The organism is Erythrobacter cryptus DSM 12079 (assembly GCF_000422985.1).
Classification (GTDB): Bacteria; Pseudomonadota; Alphaproteobacteria; order Sphingomonadales; family Sphingomonadaceae; genus Erythrobacter; species Erythrobacter cryptus.
This window is the reverse complement of record NZ_KE383966.1, coordinates 41829-62910: the sequence shown is the minus strand read 5'-3', so window position 1 is coordinate 62910 and position 21082 is coordinate 41829. Positions and strand designations below refer to the sequence as shown.

Annotated in this window: 15 protein-coding genes, 1 tRNA gene and 2 rRNA genes (1 of these 18 running past the window's edge); 12 read left to right on the top strand and 6 right to left on the bottom strand. The window is 67.9% G+C overall.

Features of this window, described 5'->3' with window-relative positions; genetic code table 11:
• The first annotated feature begins 13 nt into the window (after positions 1-13).
• From G524_RS0112460 to G524_RS0112450, 3 genes are all read left to right on the top strand, one after another.
• On the top strand, positions 14-1375 hold the full coding sequence (locus tag G524_RS0112460; RefSeq protein ID WP_027443975.1) for an MFS transporter: 1362 nt from the start codon (positions 14-16) through the stop codon (positions 1373-1375).
• Between the two features lie 141 nt (positions 1376-1516).
• Positions 1517-3730, top strand: coding sequence for a TonB-dependent receptor (locus G524_RS15990; protein WP_051221228.1), 2214 nt, complete (start codon positions 1517-1519; stop codon positions 3728-3730).
• 22 nt (positions 3731-3752) lie between these two features.
• Positions 3753-4433 carry a Fe2+-dependent dioxygenase gene (locus tag G524_RS0112450; RefSeq protein WP_027443974.1) on the top strand — a complete coding sequence of 227 codons (681 nt, stop codon included), beginning with the start codon at positions 3753-3755 and terminating at the stop codon, positions 4431-4433.
• Positions 4434-4441: 8 nt separating this feature from the next.
• On the opposite strand, the gene G524_RS0112445 is transcribed toward G524_RS0112450, so the two are convergent.
• On the bottom strand, positions 4442-5002 hold the full coding sequence (locus G524_RS0112445) for a (2Fe-2S)-binding protein (protein ID WP_027443973.1): 561 nt from the start codon (positions 5000-5002) through the stop codon (positions 4442-4444).
• Positions 5003-5020: 18 nt separating this feature from the next.
• A complete protein-coding gene (locus tag G524_RS0112440) occupies positions 5021-5800 on the bottom strand; it encodes a class II aldolase/adducin family protein (protein WP_027443972.1) in 780 nt (259 codons plus the stop codon).
• Between the two features lie 99 nt (positions 5801-5899).
• Here G524_RS0112440 and G524_RS0112435 point away from each other — a divergent pair, with 99 nt between their 5' ends.
• The 9 genes from G524_RS0112435 to G524_RS16410 all read left to right on the top strand — a co-directional run bounded on the left by G524_RS0112435 (position 5900) and on the right by G524_RS16410 (position 18154).
• A complete protein-coding gene (locus G524_RS0112435) occupies positions 5900-7267 on the top strand; it encodes an MATE family efflux transporter (protein WP_027443971.1) in 1368 nt (455 codons plus the stop codon).
• Between the two features lie 68 nt (positions 7268-7335).
• Positions 7336-9786, top strand: a complete 2451-nt coding sequence (locus G524_RS0112430; RefSeq protein WP_027443970.1) for a chemotaxis protein CheA — start codon at positions 7336-7338, stop codon at positions 9784-9786.
• Complete coding sequence (locus G524_RS0112425; RefSeq protein WP_027443969.1) at positions 9783-10238, top strand: chemotaxis protein CheW; 456 nt, start codon at positions 9783-9785, stop codon at positions 10236-10238. The genes G524_RS0112430 and G524_RS0112425 overlap by 4 nt, the downstream gene beginning before the upstream one ends.
• A 53-nt stretch (positions 10239-10291) precedes the next feature.
• Positions 10292-10657, top strand: a complete 366-nt coding sequence (locus G524_RS0112420; RefSeq protein WP_027443968.1) for a response regulator — start codon at positions 10292-10294, stop codon at positions 10655-10657.
• Positions 10654-11865, top strand: a complete 1212-nt coding sequence (gene cheB / locus G524_RS15985) for a chemotaxis-specific protein-glutamate methyltransferase CheB (RefSeq protein WP_245561367.1) — start codon at positions 10654-10656, stop codon at positions 11863-11865. The genes G524_RS0112420 and cheB overlap by 4 nt, the downstream gene beginning before the upstream one ends.
• Positions 11865-12728 carry a CheR family methyltransferase gene (locus G524_RS0112410; protein WP_027443967.1) on the top strand — a complete coding sequence of 288 codons (864 nt, stop codon included), beginning with the start codon at positions 11865-11867 and terminating at the stop codon, positions 12726-12728. Before cheB ends, G524_RS0112410 begins: the two co-directional genes overlap by 1 nt.
• 124 nt (positions 12729-12852) lie before the next feature.
• Complete coding sequence (locus tag G524_RS15980) at positions 12853-14388, top strand: putative bifunctional diguanylate cyclase/phosphodiesterase (protein WP_245561366.1); 1536 nt, start codon at positions 12853-12855, stop codon at positions 14386-14388.
• Positions 14385-16196, top strand: a complete 1812-nt coding sequence (locus G524_RS17265) for a methyl-accepting chemotaxis protein (protein ID WP_051221226.1) — start codon at positions 14385-14387, stop codon at positions 16194-16196. Before G524_RS15980 ends, G524_RS17265 begins: the two co-directional genes overlap by 4 nt.
• A gap of 98 nt (positions 16197-16294) precedes the next feature.
• Complete coding sequence (locus tag G524_RS16410; protein WP_051221224.1) at positions 16295-18154, top strand: methyl-accepting chemotaxis protein; 1860 nt, start codon at positions 16295-16297, stop codon at positions 18152-18154.
• A gap of 19 nt (positions 18155-18173) precedes the next feature.
• On the opposite strand, the gene G524_RS0112390 is transcribed toward G524_RS16410, so the two are convergent.
• The 4 genes from G524_RS0112390 to G524_RS0112370 all read right to left on the bottom strand — a co-directional run.
• Positions 18174-18797 (bottom strand): HD domain-containing protein, encoded by a 624-nt coding sequence (locus G524_RS0112390; RefSeq protein ID WP_027443966.1) that lies wholly within the window; start codon positions 18795-18797, stop codon positions 18174-18176.
• Positions 18798-18909: 112 nt separating this feature from the next.
• Positions 18910-18986: transfer RNA gene (locus tag G524_RS0112385), tRNA-Met, on the bottom strand.
• A 143-nt stretch (positions 18987-19129) separates the two neighbouring features.
• Positions 19130-19244 (bottom strand): 5S ribosomal RNA (gene rrf, locus G524_RS0112380).
• 113 nt (positions 19245-19357) lie between these two features.
• Positions 19358-21082: ribosomal RNA gene (locus tag G524_RS0112370) — 23S ribosomal RNA — on the bottom strand (it continues 1063 nt past the right edge of the window).

The following is a 21082-nucleotide window of genomic DNA, read 5'->3' as shown; positions in this document are numbered from 1 at the left end:
CGACGCAAGCCCCATGGCCACGCGCGATCCCGAGACGGCCCGGCCACCGGCCGCGGCCTCGACTGGCAGCACCGGCAGCACGATCCCGCCGGCGCGCATGGCCCTGCTGTTCACCGTGATGCTGGTCACCGCGGCGGGCAACACCGCGATGCAATCGGTGATGCCCTCGATCGGCACCGCGCTTGGCGTTGCCGATGTGTGGATCAGCCTTGCCTATTCGTGGTCGGCGCTCCTGTGGGTGGTGTGCGCGCCCTATTGGGCGCGGCGATCCGACCGGCGCGGGCGCAAGGCGATGATGGCGCTGGGCCTGCTCGGCTTCATCGTCTCCTTCCTGCTGTGCGGGGCGGCGCTGTGGGCGGGGCTTGCCGGCTGGATGTCGGCGCTGTGGACGCTCATCGCCTTTGCCGCGGCGCGCAGCCTCTATGGCGGTTTCGGCAGCGCCGCGCCCCCGGCGGTGCAGGCCTATGTCGCCTCACGCACCCCGCGCAGCCAGCGCACCCAGGCGCTCTCGCTCATCGCTTCGAGCTTCGGGCTTGGCACGGTGATCGGCCCGGCGCTCGCGCCGCTGATGGTGCTGCCCTTTCTCGGGATCGGGCTGACGGGCCCGTTCCTGTGCTTTGGCCTCATCGGCCTTGCCGCGCTGGTGGTGCTGCGGCTGCGCCTGCCCAATGACGAGCCGCAATTTGCCGCGCGCGGCCTTGCGGCGCCCTATTCGGCGCCCTCGGGCGCGCCGAGCGATCCGGCAAGCGCGCTCGAGCCGGAAGAAGGGGCGCCGCCGCACCTTTCCTGGCGCGATCCGCGCCTTGCGCCCTGGGTCTTTGCCGGGTTCTTCGGCGGCCATGCCCAGGCGATGGTGCTGGGGATCACCGGCTTTCTGGTGCTCGACCGGCTGGGCCTGCGCGCCACCCCGGCTGAGGGCGCCGGGCCGGTGGGGCTGGTGCTGATGAGCGGGGCGATCGCCACCCTGCTTGCCCAATGGGGGCTGATCCCGCGCTTTGATCTTGGCCCGCGCGCGGCAACGCTGTGGGGCATTGCCACCGCGGCGCTGGGCACGCTGGTGCTGGGGATTGCAGGGGATCTGCACCTCATCGCGCTTGGCTATGCCATCGCCTCGCTCGGCTTTGGCCTGTTCCGTCCCGGCACCACCGCGGGCACCAGCCTCGCCGTAACCCGCGCCGAACAGGGCCAGGCGAGCGGCATCGTCGCCAGCCTTGCCGGGGCGAGCTACATCTATGCCCCGGCGCTCGGCGTGTGGCTCTATGGCCATTCCGACTGGCTCGGCTTCGGACTCATTATCGCCCTGTGCGCGGTGGTGCTGGGCCATGGCTGGTTTGCGCTTCAGGCCGACCGCGAGCTGACCCGCGAACGCCGTTGAACCGCCACGCGCTGCGCGCCGAGGCGAAAGGCGGCGCGGCACGGGCGCCACAGGTGGGTGATTATCACTTTCATCTGCACGCAAGGCTTGCAGATGCGAATAATTTGCAATAGCTGCAGCAACGAATCACAGGGAGTTTCCATGATCCGTCGCCAGCTCACCCGCGCGCTCGCCGCGGGCACCACCCTCCTTGCCGCCCCGGCCATGGCCGAAACCGGAGCCGACAGCCTCGATGCCCCCGATGCGGCCGAGGCCGGCCCTCGCGAGATCACGGTGATCGGCGAATATGCCAGCGAAACCCTCTCCACCCCGCAGCACCAGCTGCCGCTGCTCGACACTCCGCAGACCGCGGTGGTGATTTCCGACGACCTGCTCGAGGAACAGGGCCGGCGCACCCTGCGCGATGCGCTGCGCAACATCACCGGGGTGAGCTTCCAGGCGGGCGAGGGCAACCCGCCGGGTGGTGGCGATGCCTTCAACGTGCGCGGCTTTTCCGCCCGCGACGACATCTTCGTCGATGGCATCCGCGATCCGGGCAATTATTTCCGCGATCCTTTCTATGCCGAGCGGATCGAGGTGACCAAGGGCCCGGCCTCGGCCTTTGCCGGGCGCGGCAATGTCGGCGGCACGGTCAACATCGTCACCCGCCAGGCCAACCTCAAGGACAGCCTGTTCGGCGAGGCGGTGGTGGGCACCGATCAGTTCTTCCGCGGCACCTTTGATGGCAATGCCGTGCTCGATACGGAGCGCGGCATTGCCCTGCGCCTCACCGCCATGGCCCATCACAATGACGAGCCGGGGCGCGATTTCGTCGAGAACGAGCGCTGGGCGATCGCCCCCTCGATCGGCTTCGGGCTCGGCGGGGATACCACGGTGATGGTCAATTACCTGCACCTTGAGCAGGACGACCTGCCCGATCTCGGCCTGCCCAATGCGCGCAATTTCAGCCTTGCCGGTTCGGGCTTCGAGGGCCGGGTCGCGCCCGTCGATCGCGACAATTTCTATGGCTATGCGACCGATTATCGCCATGTCGAAACCGACACGATCACCGGGCGCATCGATCACAAGGTGAGCGACACGATCCAGCTTGCCAACATCACCCGCTATGCCCGGGTGGCGCTCGATCAGATCGTTTCGGCCCCGCGCTTTGTCGGCAATGTCACCACGCTCGATGCCAACACCCAAGTGGTGGGCAATTTCAAGCCGCGCGATCAGGTGGACGAGCTGTTCATCAACCAGACCACGCTCACCGCCAGCTTCGGCAGCCCGGCCTTCCGCCACACCCTGGTGATTGGCGCCGAATATGTCGAGGAGACCAACCGCAACCGCCGCCGGCTCGATGCCAATGGCCCGGCGCGCAACCTGTTTAACCCCGCCTTCGTCCCGGCCCAGCCGCTGGCCTATAACGGCACCCGGGCGCGGATCGATCTCGACACGATCTCACTTTTCCTGTTCGACACCATCGAGCTGGGCGAGCGCTGGCGGATCGTTGCGGGCCTGAGGCACGACTGGGTCGAAACCCGAGTGCGGGGCTTTGATGACAATGGCATTGCCCCCGGCTTCGTCACCGATCTTGCCCGCAAGGACAGCGAATTGAGCGGCAATGCCGCGCTGGTGTTCAAGCCCACCGCCAATTCCAGCCTCTATCTTGCCTGGGCCACCGCATTCGAGCCGGGCAGCGCGTCCGAAGTGATCCAGCTTGCCGGGGGCAACAACAACCCGCCGGTGACACCGGCCAATTTCTTCGTCGCCCCGGAAACCAGCGAGGCCTTTGAACTGGGCGGCAAGCTCGATCTCATGGACGGCAGGCTCCAGCTTTCTGCAGCGCTGTTCGAGATCACCCGCAACAATGCCCGCACCCCGGGGATCAACCCGGGCGATCCGGCGGTGGTGCTCGATGGCGCGCAGCGGGTGCGCGGGTTCGAAGTGCAGGCGGTGGGCGCGATCACCCCGCGCTGGAACATCTTTGCCGGCTATTCCTATCTCGATGGCGAGGTGACGCGCTCGAACAGGCCCTTCGAGATCGGCCAGCGGCTCGAACAGACCCCGGAACATTCGCTGAGCGCCTGGACCAGCTATGCGCTCACCGATGCGCTGCTGGTGGGCGGCGGGGTGCAATATGCCTCGAGCCGCACCAGCAATGTGCGCCCCGGCCCCACCGCCGATTTCGTCATCACCGCGCCTTCCTACACGGTGTTTGATGCCTTTGCCGAATATCAGCTGACCGATCGGCTGAGCGCGCGCGTCAATGTCTACAACCTTGCCGATGAGACCTATTTTCTCTCCTTTGGGCAGGCCCAGTCGATCCCGGCCCCGGCGCGTTCGGCGACCTTCACCTTGACCTATAGCTACTAGGGCTGTCACAGCCCGCTTGGCCATGATGATCGAGATCGAAGCCCTGCTCGATGCCGCCACGGTGCGCGCGATGCGCGCCGTGCTCGATCAGGCGCCCTGGGCCGATGGCAAGGTTACCGCAGGCTATCAGTCCGCGCTGGCAAAGCACAACCAGCAGTTGCCGCAGGATTGTGCCGAGGCGCGCCAGCTTGGCGATGAGATCCGCGCCGCGCTGGCGCGCTCGCTGCTGTTCCAGTCGGCCGCGCTTCCCCGGGCGATCTATCCCCCGCTGTTCAACCGGTATGGCGTGGGCGAGCATTTCGGCACCCATATCGACAATGCCTGGCGCCCGCTGCCCGGCGGCGGGCACCTGCGCACCGATCTTTCCGCGACGCTGTTTCTTGCCGATCCGGAAGAATATGACGGGGGCGAACTGCTGATCGAGGACGGGCACGAGGGCAAGCGGGTCAAGCTCAAGGCGGGCAACATGTTCCTTTATCCCGCCACCACGCTCCACCAGGTGACGCCGGTGACGCGCGGGGCGCGGATCGCCGCCTTCTTCTGGGTGGAAAGCTTCGTGCCCGATGCGGGCCGGCGCGATATCCTGTTCGACATGGACATTGCCATCCAGTCGCTGCGCGGCAAGGTGGGGGATGATGACCCGGCGCTGATCGCGCTCACCGGCTGCTATCACAACCTCCTGCGCAGCTGGTCGGCGGGCTAGGCGCGCGCTCACTCCTGCGCCGGCACCACCCGCAGCGCCGGCACCGCCCGGGCCGCATCCTCGGGGCTGATCGCCGGGGCGGGCACGGCGCTGATGCGTTCCTGGCGCTGAGCGACGCGCCCGGCCTGCGCGATCGCGCGCAGGAGCCGGGGATAGACCCCGCAGCGGCAGATATTGGGGATCGCCGCGGCGATCTCCTCGCGGCTGGGGGCGGGATTGCGCTGGATCAGCGCGGCGGCGGCGATGACGATGCCGGGGGTGCAATAGCCGCACTGGATCGCCCCCTGCGCCACCAAGGCCTGCTGCACCGGGTGCGTGCGATCGGGCGAGAGGCCCTCGATCGTCACGATCTCGCGCCCCTCGGCCTCGGCGAGGGTGATCGCGCAGGAGCGCAGCGCCACCCCATCGACCAGCACCATGCAGGTGCCTGGGCAATCCTCGCCCACCCCGCTGCCCCCGCAGGCCTTGGTGCCGGTGAGGTTCATCGCCTCGCGCAGAGCATAGAGCAGCGGCATGCGCGGATCTAGATCGAAGGCGACCGGCCGCCCGTTGACGGTCATGCGGGACATGGGATGGTTTCCTGCGCCCTAGCGGCGCCAGCTGTCGTCGATGCGGTCGATCTTGCGCTTCCACGCCTCGAAATCGAACAGCCCCGCGCCGCCCTGCCCGCTCATCACCGCAAGATCGCGCTGGTGCACCGCGATCACCTCGGGCGAAACCAGCGTGGGCTCGCCCATGGCCAGCGTCGCCACCTGGATCTCGCAGGCGCGCTGCAAGGCCCACATCTTGACGAACATGCCCGGGATGGTGCGATCCATCACCACCGGCCCGTGGTTGCGCAGCATCAGGATCGAGTGGGGCCCGAGGTTCTTGACCAGCCGCTCCCCCTCCTCGGGTCGCACGGTCACGCCCTCGAAATCGTGATAGCCGATCTGGCCGATGAAGTTGCAGGCGTAGAAATTGCACGGCAACAGCCCGTCCTTGTGGCTCGCCACCGCCATGGTGGCGGTGGTGTGGACGTGGCAGATCGCCGCGGCGCGCTCGCCCAGATGCTTGTGGAAATAGGCGTGCTGGGTGAAGCCCGCCTTGTTCACCATATAGGGCGAGCCGCCGACATTGTTGCCCTCGACATCGATCTTGACAAGGTTCGAGGCGGTGACTTCCGAATAGAGCAGGCCGAAGGGGTTGATGAGAAAGGTGTCATCCTCGCCCGGAACCTTGACCGAGATGTGATTGTAGATCGATTCCGACCAGCCGAGGTGATCGAAGATGCGGTAGCAGGCGGCAAGATCGAGCCGGGCCTGCCATTCCTCCTTGCTGCACTTGCCCTCGAGGCTGTCAGGCGCGGGTTTGAGCTGGGTGGCCATGATCGGGATCCTCTCGCTATCGGTAATTGCTGCTGTGGCTATCGCATGGGCGGGGAAGGCTTTGCAAGCAGCGCGCCGCACGGCTAGGCCGGACAGGCGATGAGCGCGCCCGGCCCTTCTGCTGCCAAACTCGTGAGCGGTTCGATCCCCGCGCACCTCGTCGCGCAGACCTTGCCGGCGATCATCGGGGTGGCGGCGATCATGTCGATCGGGATCGTCGATGCCTATTTCATCGGCCAGCTGGGCAGCGAGGCGCTGGCTGCGATCAGCTTCATCTTTCCCGTCGGCGTAGCCACCACCTCGCTCGGCGTGGGGGTGATGGTGGGGATCAATTCGGTGGTCGCCCGGGCCCTCGGCGCGGGCGATAAGGCGCGCGCGGCACGGCTGGCCAATTTCGGCATCGTCTTTGCCGGGCTTTGCGGGGTGGGGATGGGCCTTGGCCTGTGGCTCTGCACCGATGCGATCTTTGCCGCGATGAACGCGCCGCCGGCGCTGATGCCGCTGATCCGCGCCTATATGGGGCCCTATGCCGCGGGATTCCCGCTGATCCTGCTCATCATGGGCTTCAACGGGGTGCTGCGCGGCCAGGGCGAGGCGCGCCGCACCAGCACCGTCTCGATCACCTATGCCGCGGCCAACTGGGTGCTCGATCCGCTGCTGATCACCGGCGCCATGGGGTTTGAAGGGCTGGGCATGGCGGGCGCGGCCTATGCCACGGTGATCGGCTGGGCGCTGGGCGTGAGCGCCGCCGCGCTGCTGCTGCGCGGCACCGCGCTGCCGCTCGATCCTGGCCTCATCGCCCGCTGCCGCATCGGCGAATCGGCGCTGGCGATCCTGCGTGTCGGCCTGCCCGCGGCCTTTTCCAACGCCATCAACCCGCTGGGCCTGTCGATCCTCACCGCGCGCGTCGCGCTCGAGGGCGAGGCGGCGGTGGCGGGCTTCGGCGCCGCCGGCAGGCTGCAAAGCTTTGTGATCGTGCCGCTGCTGGCGCTTTCGGGCGCGATCGGGGCGATCGTCGGGCAGAACTGGGGCGCAGGCCAATATGACCGCGCGCGCGCCGCGGCGCTCTATGCCGCGGCCTTCTGCCTCGTCTGGGGGCTGGGCGTGGCCGTGTGGATGATGCTGGCTGGCGAAGGCTTTGCCCGCCTGTTCACCGACGATCCGGCGGTGATCGCCGAGTTTGCGCTCTATCTCAGGATCGCCGCCTGGGGCTATGCCGGCTTCGGGCTGCTGATCGTGGGCAATGGCATCATGAACGCGGTGGACAAGGCCGCCTATGCCCTCGCCCAATCGCTGGCGCGGGTGTTCCTGGTGATGCTGCCGGTGGCACTGCTGCTGCAACCGGGCATGGGTTCGGGCGCGATCTACACCGCGGAACTTGCCGCCAACCTCTTTGGCGCAGCCTCGGCGGTGGTGCTGGTGCGGCATATCTTCCGGCGCCGCGATCCGGCATGGCGCGCGCGCTAGGCGCTTGTTAACCAACTGTGCCGCATAGCCCTGTTGCACAAAGGCAAACAGGGGCGCGCGCTTTTGCCATGGACGATCTTCTGGCCGAATTCATCGCCGAAACCCGCGAGATGCTCGCGGCATCGAGCGGCGAGATCGTCGCCTGGGAAGCCGATCCTTCCGATCGCGCGCGGCTCGATGCGATCTTCCGCTTCGTCCACACGGTAAAGGGCAATTGCGGCTTCTTCGATTTTCCCCGCCTTGCCGCGCTCTCGCACGCGGCCGAGGATGCGCTCGCCGATTGCCGCGCCGGGCGGCGCGAGCCCGATCGCGCGCTGGTCTCGGCGGTGCTCGCGATCATCGACCGCATCGCTGCGCTGGTCGATGCGATCGAGGCGGGCAGCGTGCTTCCCGAGGAGGGCGAGGCCGAGCTGATCGCCGCGCTCGGCCTCGATGATGAGGAGGAGGAGGGCGAGGAGGTCGCCGCGCCGCGCATCCGAGACGAGACGCCCGCCCCGCAGGCCGATGCGGGCACGGGCCAGCCCCCCGCCACTTCCAAGACCCACGCCCATCCCCCGCCCGGGCCGCCGGCGCAGCGCACCATCCGCCTGCCGGTGGAGCTGCTCGACCGGGTGATGAGCGGCATTTCCGACATGGTGCTGGCGCGCAACGATCTGGCCCACCGCCTGCGCCAGGCGGGCACCCAGCCGACCATCGACGGGCCGTTCGAACGGCTCACCGCGATCCTTTCCGACGTGCGCGACGCTGTCACGCGGATGCGGATGCAGCGCATCGAAACCCTGCTCGGCGCGCTCCCCCGGCTGGTGCGCGATCTTTCGAACGAACTTGGCAAGCAGGTGATGATCGATGTCGATGGCGGCGATGTCGAACTCGACCGCGAGATGATCGAAACCATCCGCGATCCTCTCACCCACATCATCCGCAATGCCATCGATCACGGCATCGAAGCGCCCGCCGCGCGCCGCGCCGCGGGCAAGCGCGAGATCGGCCTCATCACCATCACCGCGCGCCAATCGGGCAACACCATTGCCATCACCATCGGCGATGACGGGCGCGGGCTCGATGAGGCGCGCATCGCCGCCAAGGCCGAGGCAATGGGACTGATCAGCGCCGCCGAACGGGCGCAGATGCGCCGCGAGAAGCTGCTCGATCTCATCTTCGAGCCGGGATTTTCGACCGCGGCGAGCGTCAGCAATATTTCGGGCCGCGGGGTGGGGCTTGATGTGGTGCGGCAGAACCTTGAGAAGGTCGGCGGCTCGATCAAGGTGGCAAGCGAGCCGGGCGCGGGCACCCGCTTCACCCTGCAGATCCCGCTCACGCTCAGCATCATCGCCGGGCTGACGGTCGAGACCGCCGGCCAGCGCTTTGCCATTCCGCAAAGCCATGTCGAGGAAATCGTCGAGGCCAGCCACAGCGCGCTCGCCTTCACCCGCATGGGCGAAACCGCGCTCGTCACCTTCCGCGGCAAGCGGGTGGTGTGCCTGATGCTCGATGCCCTGCTCGGCCTCGCCCGCCCAGCTCCTGAGGCCGAGGCGGCGCGGGGGGCAACCCTGGTGATGCTGCGGCTCGCCGGCGGGATGCTGTTCGCGCTCGCGGTCGATCGCATCCACGGCCACGGCGATCTCGTGGTCAAGCCGCTCGCCCCGGCGGTGATGCGCTGCGGGCTCTATGCCGGATCGACCCTGCTCGATGATGGCCAGCCGGTGCTGCTGCTCGACATCGCCAATATCGCCGCCATGCACCAGCTGGCGATCGACAAGCATTCGCGCCTCGAGATCGCGGCAGAGGAGCGCGAGGCGAGCATCGCCCGCAGCGGGGTGCAGGCGATGCTGTTCAGCGATTTTGCCGGGCGGCGCATGGCGGTGCGGCTCGAACTGGTGCGCCGCATCGAAACCGCCCCGGCCAGCGCGATCGACCTGTCCGGCCCGCACCCGCGCGCAGTGATCGACGGGCTGATCCTGCCCCTCGTCGGCCTGCCTGATGAGGCTCTTACTACCCCACGGCTGCGCCTCCTGCGGCTGACCGACGGCAGTGCCGAACTGCTGCTGGCGGTGCGCGAGATCGAGGACGCGCGCACGCTCGATGGCGCGCTCAACCCGGTGCCGGACGATCCGCTTGCCGAAGCGGTCACCCTGGTGGACGGGCGACCGGTGACGCTGATCGATGGCCATACGCTGTTCGCCAGCCACGGCGCGGCACCCGAAATTGCCGCAAGGGCGCGCTGCGTATTGCCCGATGATGATTGGGCGCGCACCATCCTTGCCCCGCTGGTCGAGGCCGCCGGCTATGCGATCGTCCCGCCGGCGAGCGCCGACGATAAGACCGTGACGATCATCTTCGATGAGGTCTATGAGGTTGCCGAGGCGCTCGGGCGCCCGATCACCGGCCCGGTGATCCGCCTGCGCAACCAGCCCGAGGCGCCGGCTGGCGCGCCCACCATCTATCGCTATGACCGCGCCGGGCTGCTCGCCGCGCTTGCCGCCGCCCGCACCCCGCGGCCTGCCGGAGACCGCGCATGAGCGAGGAGTTGCTGGTCATCATCCAGATCGCCGGACGGCGCTGCGCCCTGCCCGCGCTTGCCGTGCGTTCGGTGATCGAGCTTGCCGCGATCGCCCCGATCCCGCGCGCGCCGGCGCACATCACCGGCATTGCCGCGCTGCGCAGCCAGGCCTTGACCGTGATCGACTGCCGCCGCGCGCTCGGCCTTGCGGCGGAGGAATGGCCGACCGATCACCGCGCCGTGGTGGTGGCGCAGGATGGCCATGCCTATGCCCTGCGGGTCGACGGGATCGAGGACATCACCAGCGCGATTGGCGCACCGGGCCAGGTGCCGGGGGGCTTCGGCGCGGAATGGTCGCGCGCCGCGCGCGGCTTGATCGAAACCCAGATCGGCCCGGCGCTGCTGCTCGATCCGGCGGTGCTGATCGCCGGGAGCGAGCTGGCCCGCAGCGAAAGCGAGGCCGCCGCTTAATCCAATGCTTACCCGATTCTTCTAGGCTTTCTTGGCCACAAGCAGGACTCGCCATGAAAACATGCCTGATCGTCGATGATTCGCGCGTCATCCGCAAGGTTTCGCGGCATATCCTCGAAACCCTTGGCTTTGCCGTGGCCGAGGCCGAGAACGGCAAGGAGGCGCTCGAGGCCTGCGAGGCGGCGATGCCCGACGTCGTGCTGCTCGACTGGAACATGCCGGTGATGAGCGGGATCGAGTTCCTCGCCCATCTGCGCCAGCGCCCCGGGGGTGAACGGCCCAAGGTGGTGTTCTGCACCACCGAGAATGACGTCGCCCATATCCGCGAGGCGATCCAGGCGGGCGCCGATGAATATGTGATGAAGCCCTTCGATCACGAGACCTTGCAGATCAAGCTCCAGCTTGTCGGATTTGCATGAGCCGGCCCCTGCCCCGCCCCGGTGCGCCGGCTGGTGCCAGCGTCCCGCCGCGCCCGCGGCGGCCGCTTGGCCATGGCGCCGGGGCGCCGATCCGGGTGATGATCGTCGATGATTCGCTCACCGTGCGCACGATCTTGAAGCGCATGGTCGAAAGCGATCCGGCGCTGGTGATCGCCGGCACCGCCAGCAGCGCCGAAGGGGCGCTCGCGCAATTGGCGAGCACGCCTGCCGATGTGGTGCTGCTCGATCTCGAAATGCCGGGCCGCGGCGGGCTCGATGCCCTGCCCGCGATCCTGGCCACGCCCGGCCGCCCGCAGGTGCTGGTGGTCTCCTCGCTCACCATGGACGGGGCCGAGCACACGCTGGCCGCGCTCGAGATGGGGGCGGCCGACACCCTTTTGAAGCCGCGCCCCGGGGGCTTTACCGAAGATTACCGCGGGCAGCTGTTGCGCAAGATCCGCGCGCTCGGCGCCCCGCGCGGGGATGAGGCCGCGCTCGCGGGCGGCGATCCGGCAGCGCCCGCCCCCGGCCCCGACGCAGGCGCGATCCCGGCGCACTTTCCCCGCCCGGCCCGCGCCCGGCCCGGCTGGCGCCCGCAGGTGCTCGGCATCGGCGCCTCAACCGGCGGCATCCACGCGCTGGCGCAGTTGCTGCGGCGCATGGGGGCCGCCTGCGACGTGCCAATCCTCATCACCCAGCACCTGCCCGCCTCGTTCATGCCGGTGTTCGCGCGGCAGGTGGAGACGGCCTGCGGCCGTCCGGCTGAGATCGCCCGCGATGGCCTTGCCATCACCGCGGGCCGGATCGTCATCGCCCCCGGGCACGGCCACCTCATGGTGCGCCGCCAGGGCGAGCGGCTGATCGCCCGGATCGGCACCGAACCGGCGCCGAGCGGCTGTGTGCCCTCGGTCGATCCGATGCTCGAAAGCCTTGCCCAGGCCTGCGCCGGCGCGGCGCTGGCAGTGATCCTTTCGGGCATGGGCCGCGACGGGGCGATCGGCGCCGAGGCGCTGGTGGCCGCGGGCGGCGCGGTGTTTGCCCAGGATGCCGACAGCAGCGCGGTGTGGGGAATGCCCGGTGCGGTGGCGCGCGCCGGCCTTGCCACGCTGGTCGCCTCGCCCGAGCGCCTCGGCGAGGCGGTGCTCGCCCAGCTGGCCGCGCCGCTGCCGGCAGCCTCGCCCGATGCGCCGCGACGGGGACAGGGCTGATGCACACCAGCGAAGCCTCGTTCCAGATCATCGCCGAACTGCTCGCCGCGCGCACCGGCCAGCACCTCACCGAAAGCCGGCGCTGGCGGGTCAATTCGGCGCTCGCCGGGCTGTTCCGCGAGCACGGGATCAGCAATGTCGATCAACTCGTCTGCCTGCTCGCCGCCCCGCCGCGCGGGCCGGAAAGCCCCGATCTGGCGCAGGACGTGGTCGAGGCGCTGCTCAACAACGAGACCTATTTCTTCCGCGACCGCCCGACCTTTGACCAATTGCCCGAGGAGATCCTGCCCGAGCTGGCCCGGCGGCGGCGCGAGGTCAGGCGCCTGTCGATCTGGTCGGCGGGCTGTTCCACCGGGCAGGAGGCCTATTCGCTGGCGATGCTCTTTCTCGACCAGCCCGAACGCTGGCACGGCTGGACCATCGACATCCTCGGCACCGATGTCTCGCACCGCGCCATCAATGCCGCGCGCAGCGGGCTTTACAGCCAGTTCGAGGTGCAGCGCGGGCTGGGCGTGGCGCAGATGCTGCGCCATTTCGAAGAAACCGAGCGCGGCTGGCAGGTGCGCGACGAGCTGCGCGCGATGGTGCGCTTCCGCCAGCACAACCTGCTCGGTCCCCATCCCGGGCGGATGCCCTTTGACCTCGTGCTGTGCCGCAACGTGCTGCTCTATTTTGATCGCACCACCCGGGCGCTGGCCTTCGAGCGGCTGGCGAGCGCGGTGCTGCCCGACGGGCTGTTGATGCTCGGCGCGGGCGAGACCACGGTGGGCCACACCGAGCGCTTCGTGCCCAGCGCCCCGCGTGCCAGCTTCTTCGAGCCAGCCCCGGCGAGCGCCGAGGCGCTGCGCCGGCGCCAGGCGTGATGGCCGCAGCCCGCAGCGCACAACCGGGCACGGCGCTTTACCCTTCCTTAGCCGCCACGCCTTACAAGCCGATAGCGGAACAACGCGGCGCGTGGCTGCGCCCTTTTTGCGGGATCGTGCTCTGGTGATCACGGCAAAGCCACCGCTGGCACTTTCGGCCTGGGGCCTGATGTTCCTGCCGATGGCAGGGGCGAGCCTGCTCACCGGCCTGTTCGTGCTGGGGGTGAGCTTCAGCAACCACCTTGCGATTCTCTCGCCCGCCCCGCTGCTGATCGCCGCGCTGCTCACCTATGCCGCGCTGCTGTTCCTGCTCGGCCGCAGCGGCCTTGCCAACATTCGCGCGCTCGAGGTGCGCGCCGTCACCGATCCGCTCACCCTGATGCCCAACCGCCACGCGCTGCACGCGCAAATCGCGCAACTCTCGCGCGGCGATGCGGAGGTGGCGCTGGCGGTGATCGATCTCGACAGCTTCAAGCAGGTCAACGACCACTATGGCCATGCCGTGGGTGATGTGCTGATCGCCCGCTGCGCCGAGGTGATCCGCGAGGTCTGCGGCAAGGAAGCGCGCTGCTACCGGCTGGGCGGCGACGAGTTTGCCGCGCTGATGAGCGGCAAGGTCGCCGGCACCATTCTCGAGGGCCTCTGCCGCACCCTGCTCGATCGGCTTTCCAGCCCGATCGAGCTCGATGGGCGCCACATAGTCGTAGGCGCAAGCATTGGCCTTGCCCGTTCGACCGCCACGGCCCGGGTGCCCTCCTCGGAGATGCTGCGCCGGGCCGACGTGGCGATGACCATGTCGAAGCGCGGCGGGCGGATGCGCTGCACCTGGTTCAACGAGAGCTTCGACCGCCGCCGCGAGCGGATGCGCGAGATCGCGGAGGAAATTCGCGCCGGGATTGCCGCGGGCGAGTTTCGCCTCGCCTATCAGCCGCTGGTAAGCGCCGAGAGCGGACGGATCGTCGCAGTCGAGGCGCTGCTGCGCTGGGATCGCGGGGCGCGCGCGCCGCTGGGCCCCAATATCTTCATCCCGGTGGCCGAGGATTCGGGCCTCATCAACCCGCTCGGGGCCTGGGTGCTGCGCCAGGCGGTGTGCGACGCGCGCCGCTGGGAGGGGATCACGCTCGCGGTCAACATCTCCGCCGCGCAGCTGCGCAATGCCGAGTTCCCGATCAAGCTCGGCGAGGTGCTCGAGGAAACCGGCTTTCCCCCGCACCGGCTCGAACTCGAGGTGACCGAGACCTGCCTGGTGCTCGATCCCGAGGTGGCCGAGCGCACGCTCGATGTGATCCGCAGCTTCGGGGTCAGGATCGCGCTCGATGATTTCGGCACCGGCTATGCCTCGATCGGCTTTTTGCGGCGCTTCCGCTTTGAAAAACTGAAGCTCGATCGCAGCCTTGTCGAACTTGCCGGGGTGGACGAGGCCAGCCGGGCGATGATGCTTTCCTCGGTGGCGCTCGCCCGCGCGCTCGACATGGGGGTGACCGCCGAAGGGGTGGAAACCAAGGACCAGGCCGAACTGGCGCGCCTGGCCGGGTGCGACCAGCTCCAGGGCTGGCTTTATCATCGTGCGCTGAGCGCCGCCGAGATCGACCGGCTGATCGAAGCGCAAGAGAACGCCGCCACCGGGTCTGGCGAGGCCGGCGGCACGGCATCGGCATGAGCGCGCTCGGCGACATCGCCATCGATCTTGCCGCCGAGCGCGTCGCGGCCGCGCCCGCAGCCCGGCGCCGCGGCCCGCTCGGCTGGCTGGGCGCCTGGTTTGCACGGCTATCGGTCGGTGGCAAGGTGGCGCTGTTCCTCAATCTCAATCTCGTCTTTGCCCTTGCGGCCGGCCTTTTGGTGGTGCGCGGCCATGGCGAACTCGGCGCGAGCGCCGCGCGCATCGGCGCGGCGCAGGAACAGGCGCTGGTGGCCGAACGGCTGATGGTGCAGCTGAGCGAGAGCCAGCGCCATGCCGAATTGCTGGCGGCGGGCGCGCCGGAGGCAGAGCACGAGCGCGCCGCGCGCGCCGCGCTCGATCGCGCCGCGGCGCTGGCAAATACGCTCGCCGAAACCCTGCCGCAGCGAAGCCCTGCGGCCTATGATCGCCTCGCGCTGATCCGCGAAGGGATCGCCGATGTCAGCCGCCAGATCGCCGCCTTCGATGCGGTCGAGGCCGATCCTGCCGCGCGGCGCCGCCTGGCGCGCGAACTGGCGGCAACCAGCAGCGCCGTAGCCAAGGCGGGCAGCGCCCTTGCGCTGCTGCTCGGGCAGGAGGTCGCATCCGCCAGCGCTGCGGGCGAAGCTCTGCTGGCGCGCCTCTTTGCCCTCTGGATCGCGCTTGGCGCGGTTCTCGTCGTGCTCACCCTCGCCGCGCAGCGCTATGTCCACCGTCAGCTTGGCGGCACGATCAAGGCGATCGCGGCGCAGATGAGCCGGATCGCCGCGGGCGAGCGCGGGGTGGCGATCAGCGGCACCGCGCGCGAGGACGAGATCGGCGAGATCGCCCGCGCCACCGAGGTGTTCCACCAGGCGGGCGTGAGGCTCGAGCAATTGAGCCAGGAACGCGCCGCACGCGCCCGCGCCGAGCTTGACGAACAGGCCCGCCTGCAACTGGTGCGCGAAGAAGCGCGGATCGCCCGCGAACGGGTGCTCACCCAGATCGCCGATCAGTTCGAGCGCAGCCTCGGCGAGGTCGTAACCGGCGTGGTCGCCGCGGCGGGCCAGCTGCAAGCCACCGCCAGCGCCATGGCCGCCACCGCCGAGCAGACCAGCCAATCGACCGCCGCGGCCGAAGGCGCGATGGAGGAGGCCCACCTCGGCGCCACCGCAGCGGCGGCGGCGAGCGACGAATTTGCCCTGTCGATCAGCGAGATCAGCCGCCAGGCTGCCGCTTCGGCCGCGCTCGCACGCGAGGCGAGCCTCGCCGCGCGCGAGGCCGACAGCACCATCGGCGCGCTGGCCAGTTCGGCCGAGGAAGTGGGGCAGATTGTCGAGCTGATCCAGTCGATCGCGCGGCGCACCAATCTGCTCGCGCTCAACGCCTCGATCGAGGCGGCGCGCGGCGGCGAGGCCGGCCGCGGCTTTGCCGTGGTGGCGAGCGAGGTCAAGGAACTGGCCAACCAGGCGAGCCGCGCCACCGATGCGGTGGCCCAGCAGATCCGCGCGATGCAATCCACCACCGGCGCCAGCGTTGCCGCCCTGCGCGCGATCGCCGGGCAGATCGCCAGCCTCGAGACCAGCGCCATCGCCATTGCCAGCGCGGTCGATCAGCAATCGGTGGCGGGCCACGATCTGGCGCGCAGCATCGACATTGCCGCGCGCGGCAGCGAGAAGGTGGCTGGCCATATCGCCGAAGTGCGGGGCATGGCGCTTGGCACCGGCAGTGCCGCCGCCGAGGTGCTCGCCAGCGCCTCCAGCCTCGAGGTGCAGGCCGCCAGCCTGCGCCAGCAGGCCGAGGGCTTCCTCGCCCGGGTGCGCGGCGCCTGAATCCCGCCCATGCGGGGCTCAAAAAGCGCCCCCGAATCAAGTTTTCGGAAAGGATTTTCGTTCACATTTGCGCGCAGCAAACCTCGGGGGAACGCGTAATGAACATGATGAGCTGGCAGGAGCGGCGCGAGGAACAGGCGGTGCCCGATTTTGTCCGGCAATTGCGCAGCGAATCCGCTCAGGATGAAGACAACGAGGCGGCGCCTGCCGCCGGGGCAGAGCGCACCACCCTGCTCGAGCGCTTTGCCTGGTTCCGCAACCTGCCGCTGGCGCGCAAGATCAACGCCATCTTCGGTACCTTCCTTGGCGTGGGCCTGTTGATGGCGCTGGTGCTGGGGCTTGGCCTTGGCGAATTGTGGCAGCGCTACACCACCTCGGCCAGGCTCCAGGAAGCGCTGGTGATGGCCGGGCAGATCGAAGCGGGCGCGGGCGAGCTGCGCCACGATTCGCTGCGGGCGCTCTACCAGCGCAGCGCGGCGCTCGATGCCGCCCAGCGCCGCAGCGAAAGCGCGCTCGCGGCAAGGCTCGCGGCGCTCGAGACGAAGCTCGGCAGTGATGCCCCGGAATTTGCGCCCCGCGTGGCGGCGCTGCGCGAGGGGCTGGCCACCTTCCAGGCGCGCTATGACGAAGCCCGTGAGGCCGCGCGCAGCGGCGACGCGCCCGGCCGCGCCGCCGACAGCATGGCCGAGGCAGGCCGCGCGCTCATCACCGCGAGCGCTGGCCTGTCGGCCGCGCTTTCAGCCGATGCCGAGGCGCTCGAGGCGCGCGGCATTGCCTATTTCTTCAACATGATCCTGATCCTCGCGGTGATGGCGGTGTTTGGCGGGGGTGTGCTGCTGCTTGGCCTTGCCTATCTCTCGCGCGATTTCTCGCGCCGCATCGCCGAGATCACCACCGCCATGACCCGGCTTGCCGATGGGGACCGCAATTTCGAGCTGGCCGGCGAGGAGCGCCGCGACGAGATCGGCGCGATGGTGCGCGCGATCGCGCTGTTCAAGCGCGCGAGCAAGCGGCTCGAGGCCTGGGCGCGCGAACGCTCGGAAAAGGCCGAGCAAGAATTGCAATTGCAGCAGGAGCGCGAGCGCGAGCGGCTCGAGGCCGAGGCCAAGCGCGCCGCTCTGCTCGACGAGGTGGCGCGCCAGTTCGAGCGCACCGTCGGCGAGGTGGTGAGCGGCGTCGCGGCAGCCTCGAGCCAACTCCACACCACCGCCACGCGCATGGCCGAAAGCGCCGAACAGGCCAGCCGCCGCACCGGCGAAGCGGCAAGCGCGATGGAGGAGGCCAATGCAGGGGCCACCGCTGCAGCTGCGGCGAGCGATGAATTTGCCCTATCGATCAGCGAGATCAGCCGCCAGGCCGCTTCCTCGAGCGAGCTTGCCCGCCTTGCCACCCTGGCCACGGGCGAGGCCGACGAGACGATCTCCGCGCTCGCCGCCTCGGCCGAGGAAGTGGGCCAGATCGTCGAGCTGATCCAGACCATCGCCCAGCGCACCAATCTGCTGGCGCTCAACGCCTCGATCGAGGCCGCGCGCGGCGGCGAGGCGGGCCGCGGCTTTGCCGTGGTGGCCAGCGAGGTCAAGGAACTCGCCATGCAGACGAGCCGCGCGACCGAAAAGGTGGCCGAGCAGATCCGCGCGATGCAATCGAGCACCGGCGCCAGCGTGAAGGCGCTGCGCGCCATCGCCGGGCAGGTGCGCGAGCTTGAAGCCACCGCGGTCTCGATCGCCACCGCGGTCGATCAGCAATCGGTGGCCGGCCGCGATCTGGCGCAGAGCATCGATCTGGCCGCGCGCGGCACCGAGAAGGTCGCCAGCCATATCGAGGACGTGCGGCAATTGTCGCTCTCGACCGGGGCGGCGGCAAGCCAGGTGCTCGCCAGCGCCAACGAGCTCGAGGCCCAGGCCGGCCATCTCAGCGAACAGGTGCGCGGCTTCCTCAAGACCGTGCGGGCGGGCTAAGGCGGGGCGGCGCGCGGAATCAGAACCGCGCCGCCAGCTCCTCCATCTCGGCGACCTCACGTGCGAGCCGGGCCGAGGCCGCGCCGGGTGCGAGGCGGGTGAAAGCATCGGCAAGGCTGCGGTAATACCACAAGGTGCCTTCACGCCTGCCGGTAAAGCGCGCCCACACCGCCGCCCCGTGCAGCCGCAGATCGGCGTTGATTGCGGCGGCATTGTGGGTCTTGTCGGCGATGCTGACCGCCAGCGAGCGCGGCGCCTTTTCGGCAAGGCCGGCGATGTAGGCCGCCTTGCGGGCGTGCCATTCGGCTGCCTTGTCCTGAGGGCCGGCGGCCAAGGCCTTGGTGCCGGCAAGATCATCGGTGCAGTCGGCCACTATGGCGGCGACCTCCTCGCCAAAGCGGGCACGGATCTCCGCGAGCCGCGCCAGCCCGCCCTGGTCCTCGACCGCATCGTGGAGCAGCGCGGCGATCGCCTGGTCTTCGTCTGCCCCGTGCTCGAGCGCGATCGCGGCCACGGCGAGGAGGTGCGAGACATAGGGGATCGCGGTTCCCTTGCGCAGCTGGTGGCGATGGAGCCGGCTGGCATAGGCAAGCGCGGCATCGAAGCGCTCGGTGAGCTGCGCTGCGGGAGTGCAGTGAGTCATTCCCGGTTCTCCTTGTCGAGGGCCGTCATGCAGGCGCGCACCCGGCAGCCGGGCTGCGGGCGTCATATCTGTCGATGGTGATGGGAGCGGGGTTGCAGAAAGGTTGATGCGGTGGTTGCGGGAGTTGGATTTGAACCAACGACCTTCAGGTTATGAGCCTGACGAGCTACCGGGCTGCTCCATCCCGCTTCACCGGATGCGCCGATCGGACATGGATCGGGGCGAAGATGCAGGCGATCCGCGCGCTCAAGGCGCGAACACCGCGAGGGCTGCCCTTGCGGGTCAGCCCTGGCATCGTGAATGGGTTTGTCCCGCGCTCCACCGGCTGCAATGCCTGGCGACGACCTACTCTTCCGTGCCTTGAGACACAGTACCATCGGCGCTGTCTGGTTTCACGGCCGAGTTCGAGATGGGATCGGGTGGGTCACAGACGCTATGGTCACCAAGCAATGGAGCCAGTGGATGCGGGTCAAATCGATGCCTGCCCTGCTGGGCAATCTGGCCGAAAATCTCGACATCAGCGCCAGCCTTCAGCAGGACTGACGTTGACAGTGCGGACTCTCAAGCGCGAACTGAACTATTAGGACCGGTTAGCTCCACGCATTGCTGCGCTTCCACACCCGGCCTATCAACGTGATGGTCTATCACGGTTCGATGATACCTAATCTTAAGGGAGGCTTCCCGCTTAGATGCTTTCAGCGGTTATCCCGTCCGTGCATAGCTACCCTGCGGCACCCTTGGCAGGATGACAGGTACACCAGAGGCACGTTCACCCCGGTCCTCTCGTACTAGGGGCAACTCCTTTCAAGTATCGACGCCCACGGCAGATAGGGACCAAACTGTCTCGCGACGTTCTGAACCCAGCTCACGTACCACTTTAATTGGCGAACAGCCAAACCCTTGGGACCTGCTCCAGCCCCAGGATGTGATGAGCCGACATCGAGGTGCCAAACGATTCCGTCGATATGAGCTCTTGGGAATCATCAGCCTGTTATCCCCGGCGTACCTTTTATCCGTTGAGCGATGGCCCTTCCACGAGGGACCACCGGATCACTATGACCGACTTTCGTCTCTGCTCGACTCGTCAGTCTCGCAGTCAGGCAGGCTTATGCCATTGCACTCTAACAGACGGTTTCCAACCGTCCTGAGCCTACCATCGCGCGCCTCCGTTACTCTTTAGGAGGCGACCGCCCCAGTCAAACTACCCGCCACAGAGGGTCCCAACACCGGCTAACGGTGCGTGGTTAGACATCAGAAAACAGCAGGGTGGTATTTCACCTGTGGCTCCACACCAGCTGGCGCCGGTGCTTCAAAGCCTCCCACCTATGCTACACAACTCTTTCCTAATGCCACTCTGAAGCTGCAGTAAAGGTGCACGGGGTCTTTCCGTCTAACCGCGGGTACTCCGCATCTTCACGGAGAATTCAATTTCGCTGAGCATATCCTGGAGACAGTGGGGAAGTCGTTACGCCATTCGTGCAGGTCGGAACTTACCCGACAAGGAATTTCGCTACCTTAGGACCGTTATAGTTACGGCCGCCGTTTACTGGGGCTTCAATTCGGAGCTTGCACTCCTCCTCTTAACCTTCCAGCACCGGGCAGGCGTCAGACCCTATACGTCGTCTTGAAGCCGACTTAGCAGAGTCCTGTGTTTTTGATAAACAGTCGCTACCCCCTGGCCTGTGCCCCCCGCCTCTGGTTGCCCAAAGACGGGGCCTCCTTCTTCCGAAGGTACGGAGGCAATTTGCCGAGTTCCTTCAGGATACTTCTCTCAAGCGCCTTGGTATACTCTACCAGACCACCTGTGTCGGTTTCGGGTACGGTCTATACGGTGGGGCTATTTCCTGGAACCTCTTCACTGCCCAACCAATCCGATAAGGAAGGACAATTTACGAGATCCGTCACACACCACCAGGCCCACGAATATTAACGTGGTTCCCATCGACTACCCCCTTCGGGCTCGTCTTAGGGGCCGGCTCACCCTACGCTGATTAGCATTGCGTAGGAACCCTTGGTCTTTCGGCGACAGGGTATCTCACCCTGTTTGTCGCTACTCATGTCAGCATTCGCACTTCCGATACGTCCACGGTCGGTTACCCTTCCGCTTCACTCGCTTACGGAACGCTCCGCTACCGCTGCAGCAAGCTGCAACCCTAAGCTTCGGTGCGTATCTTGAGCCCCGTTACATTTTCGCCGCAGGAACCCTTATTTAGACCAGTGAGCTGTTACGCTTTCTTTAAAGGATGGCTGCTTCTAAGCCAACCTCCTGGTTGTTTTGGGATTCC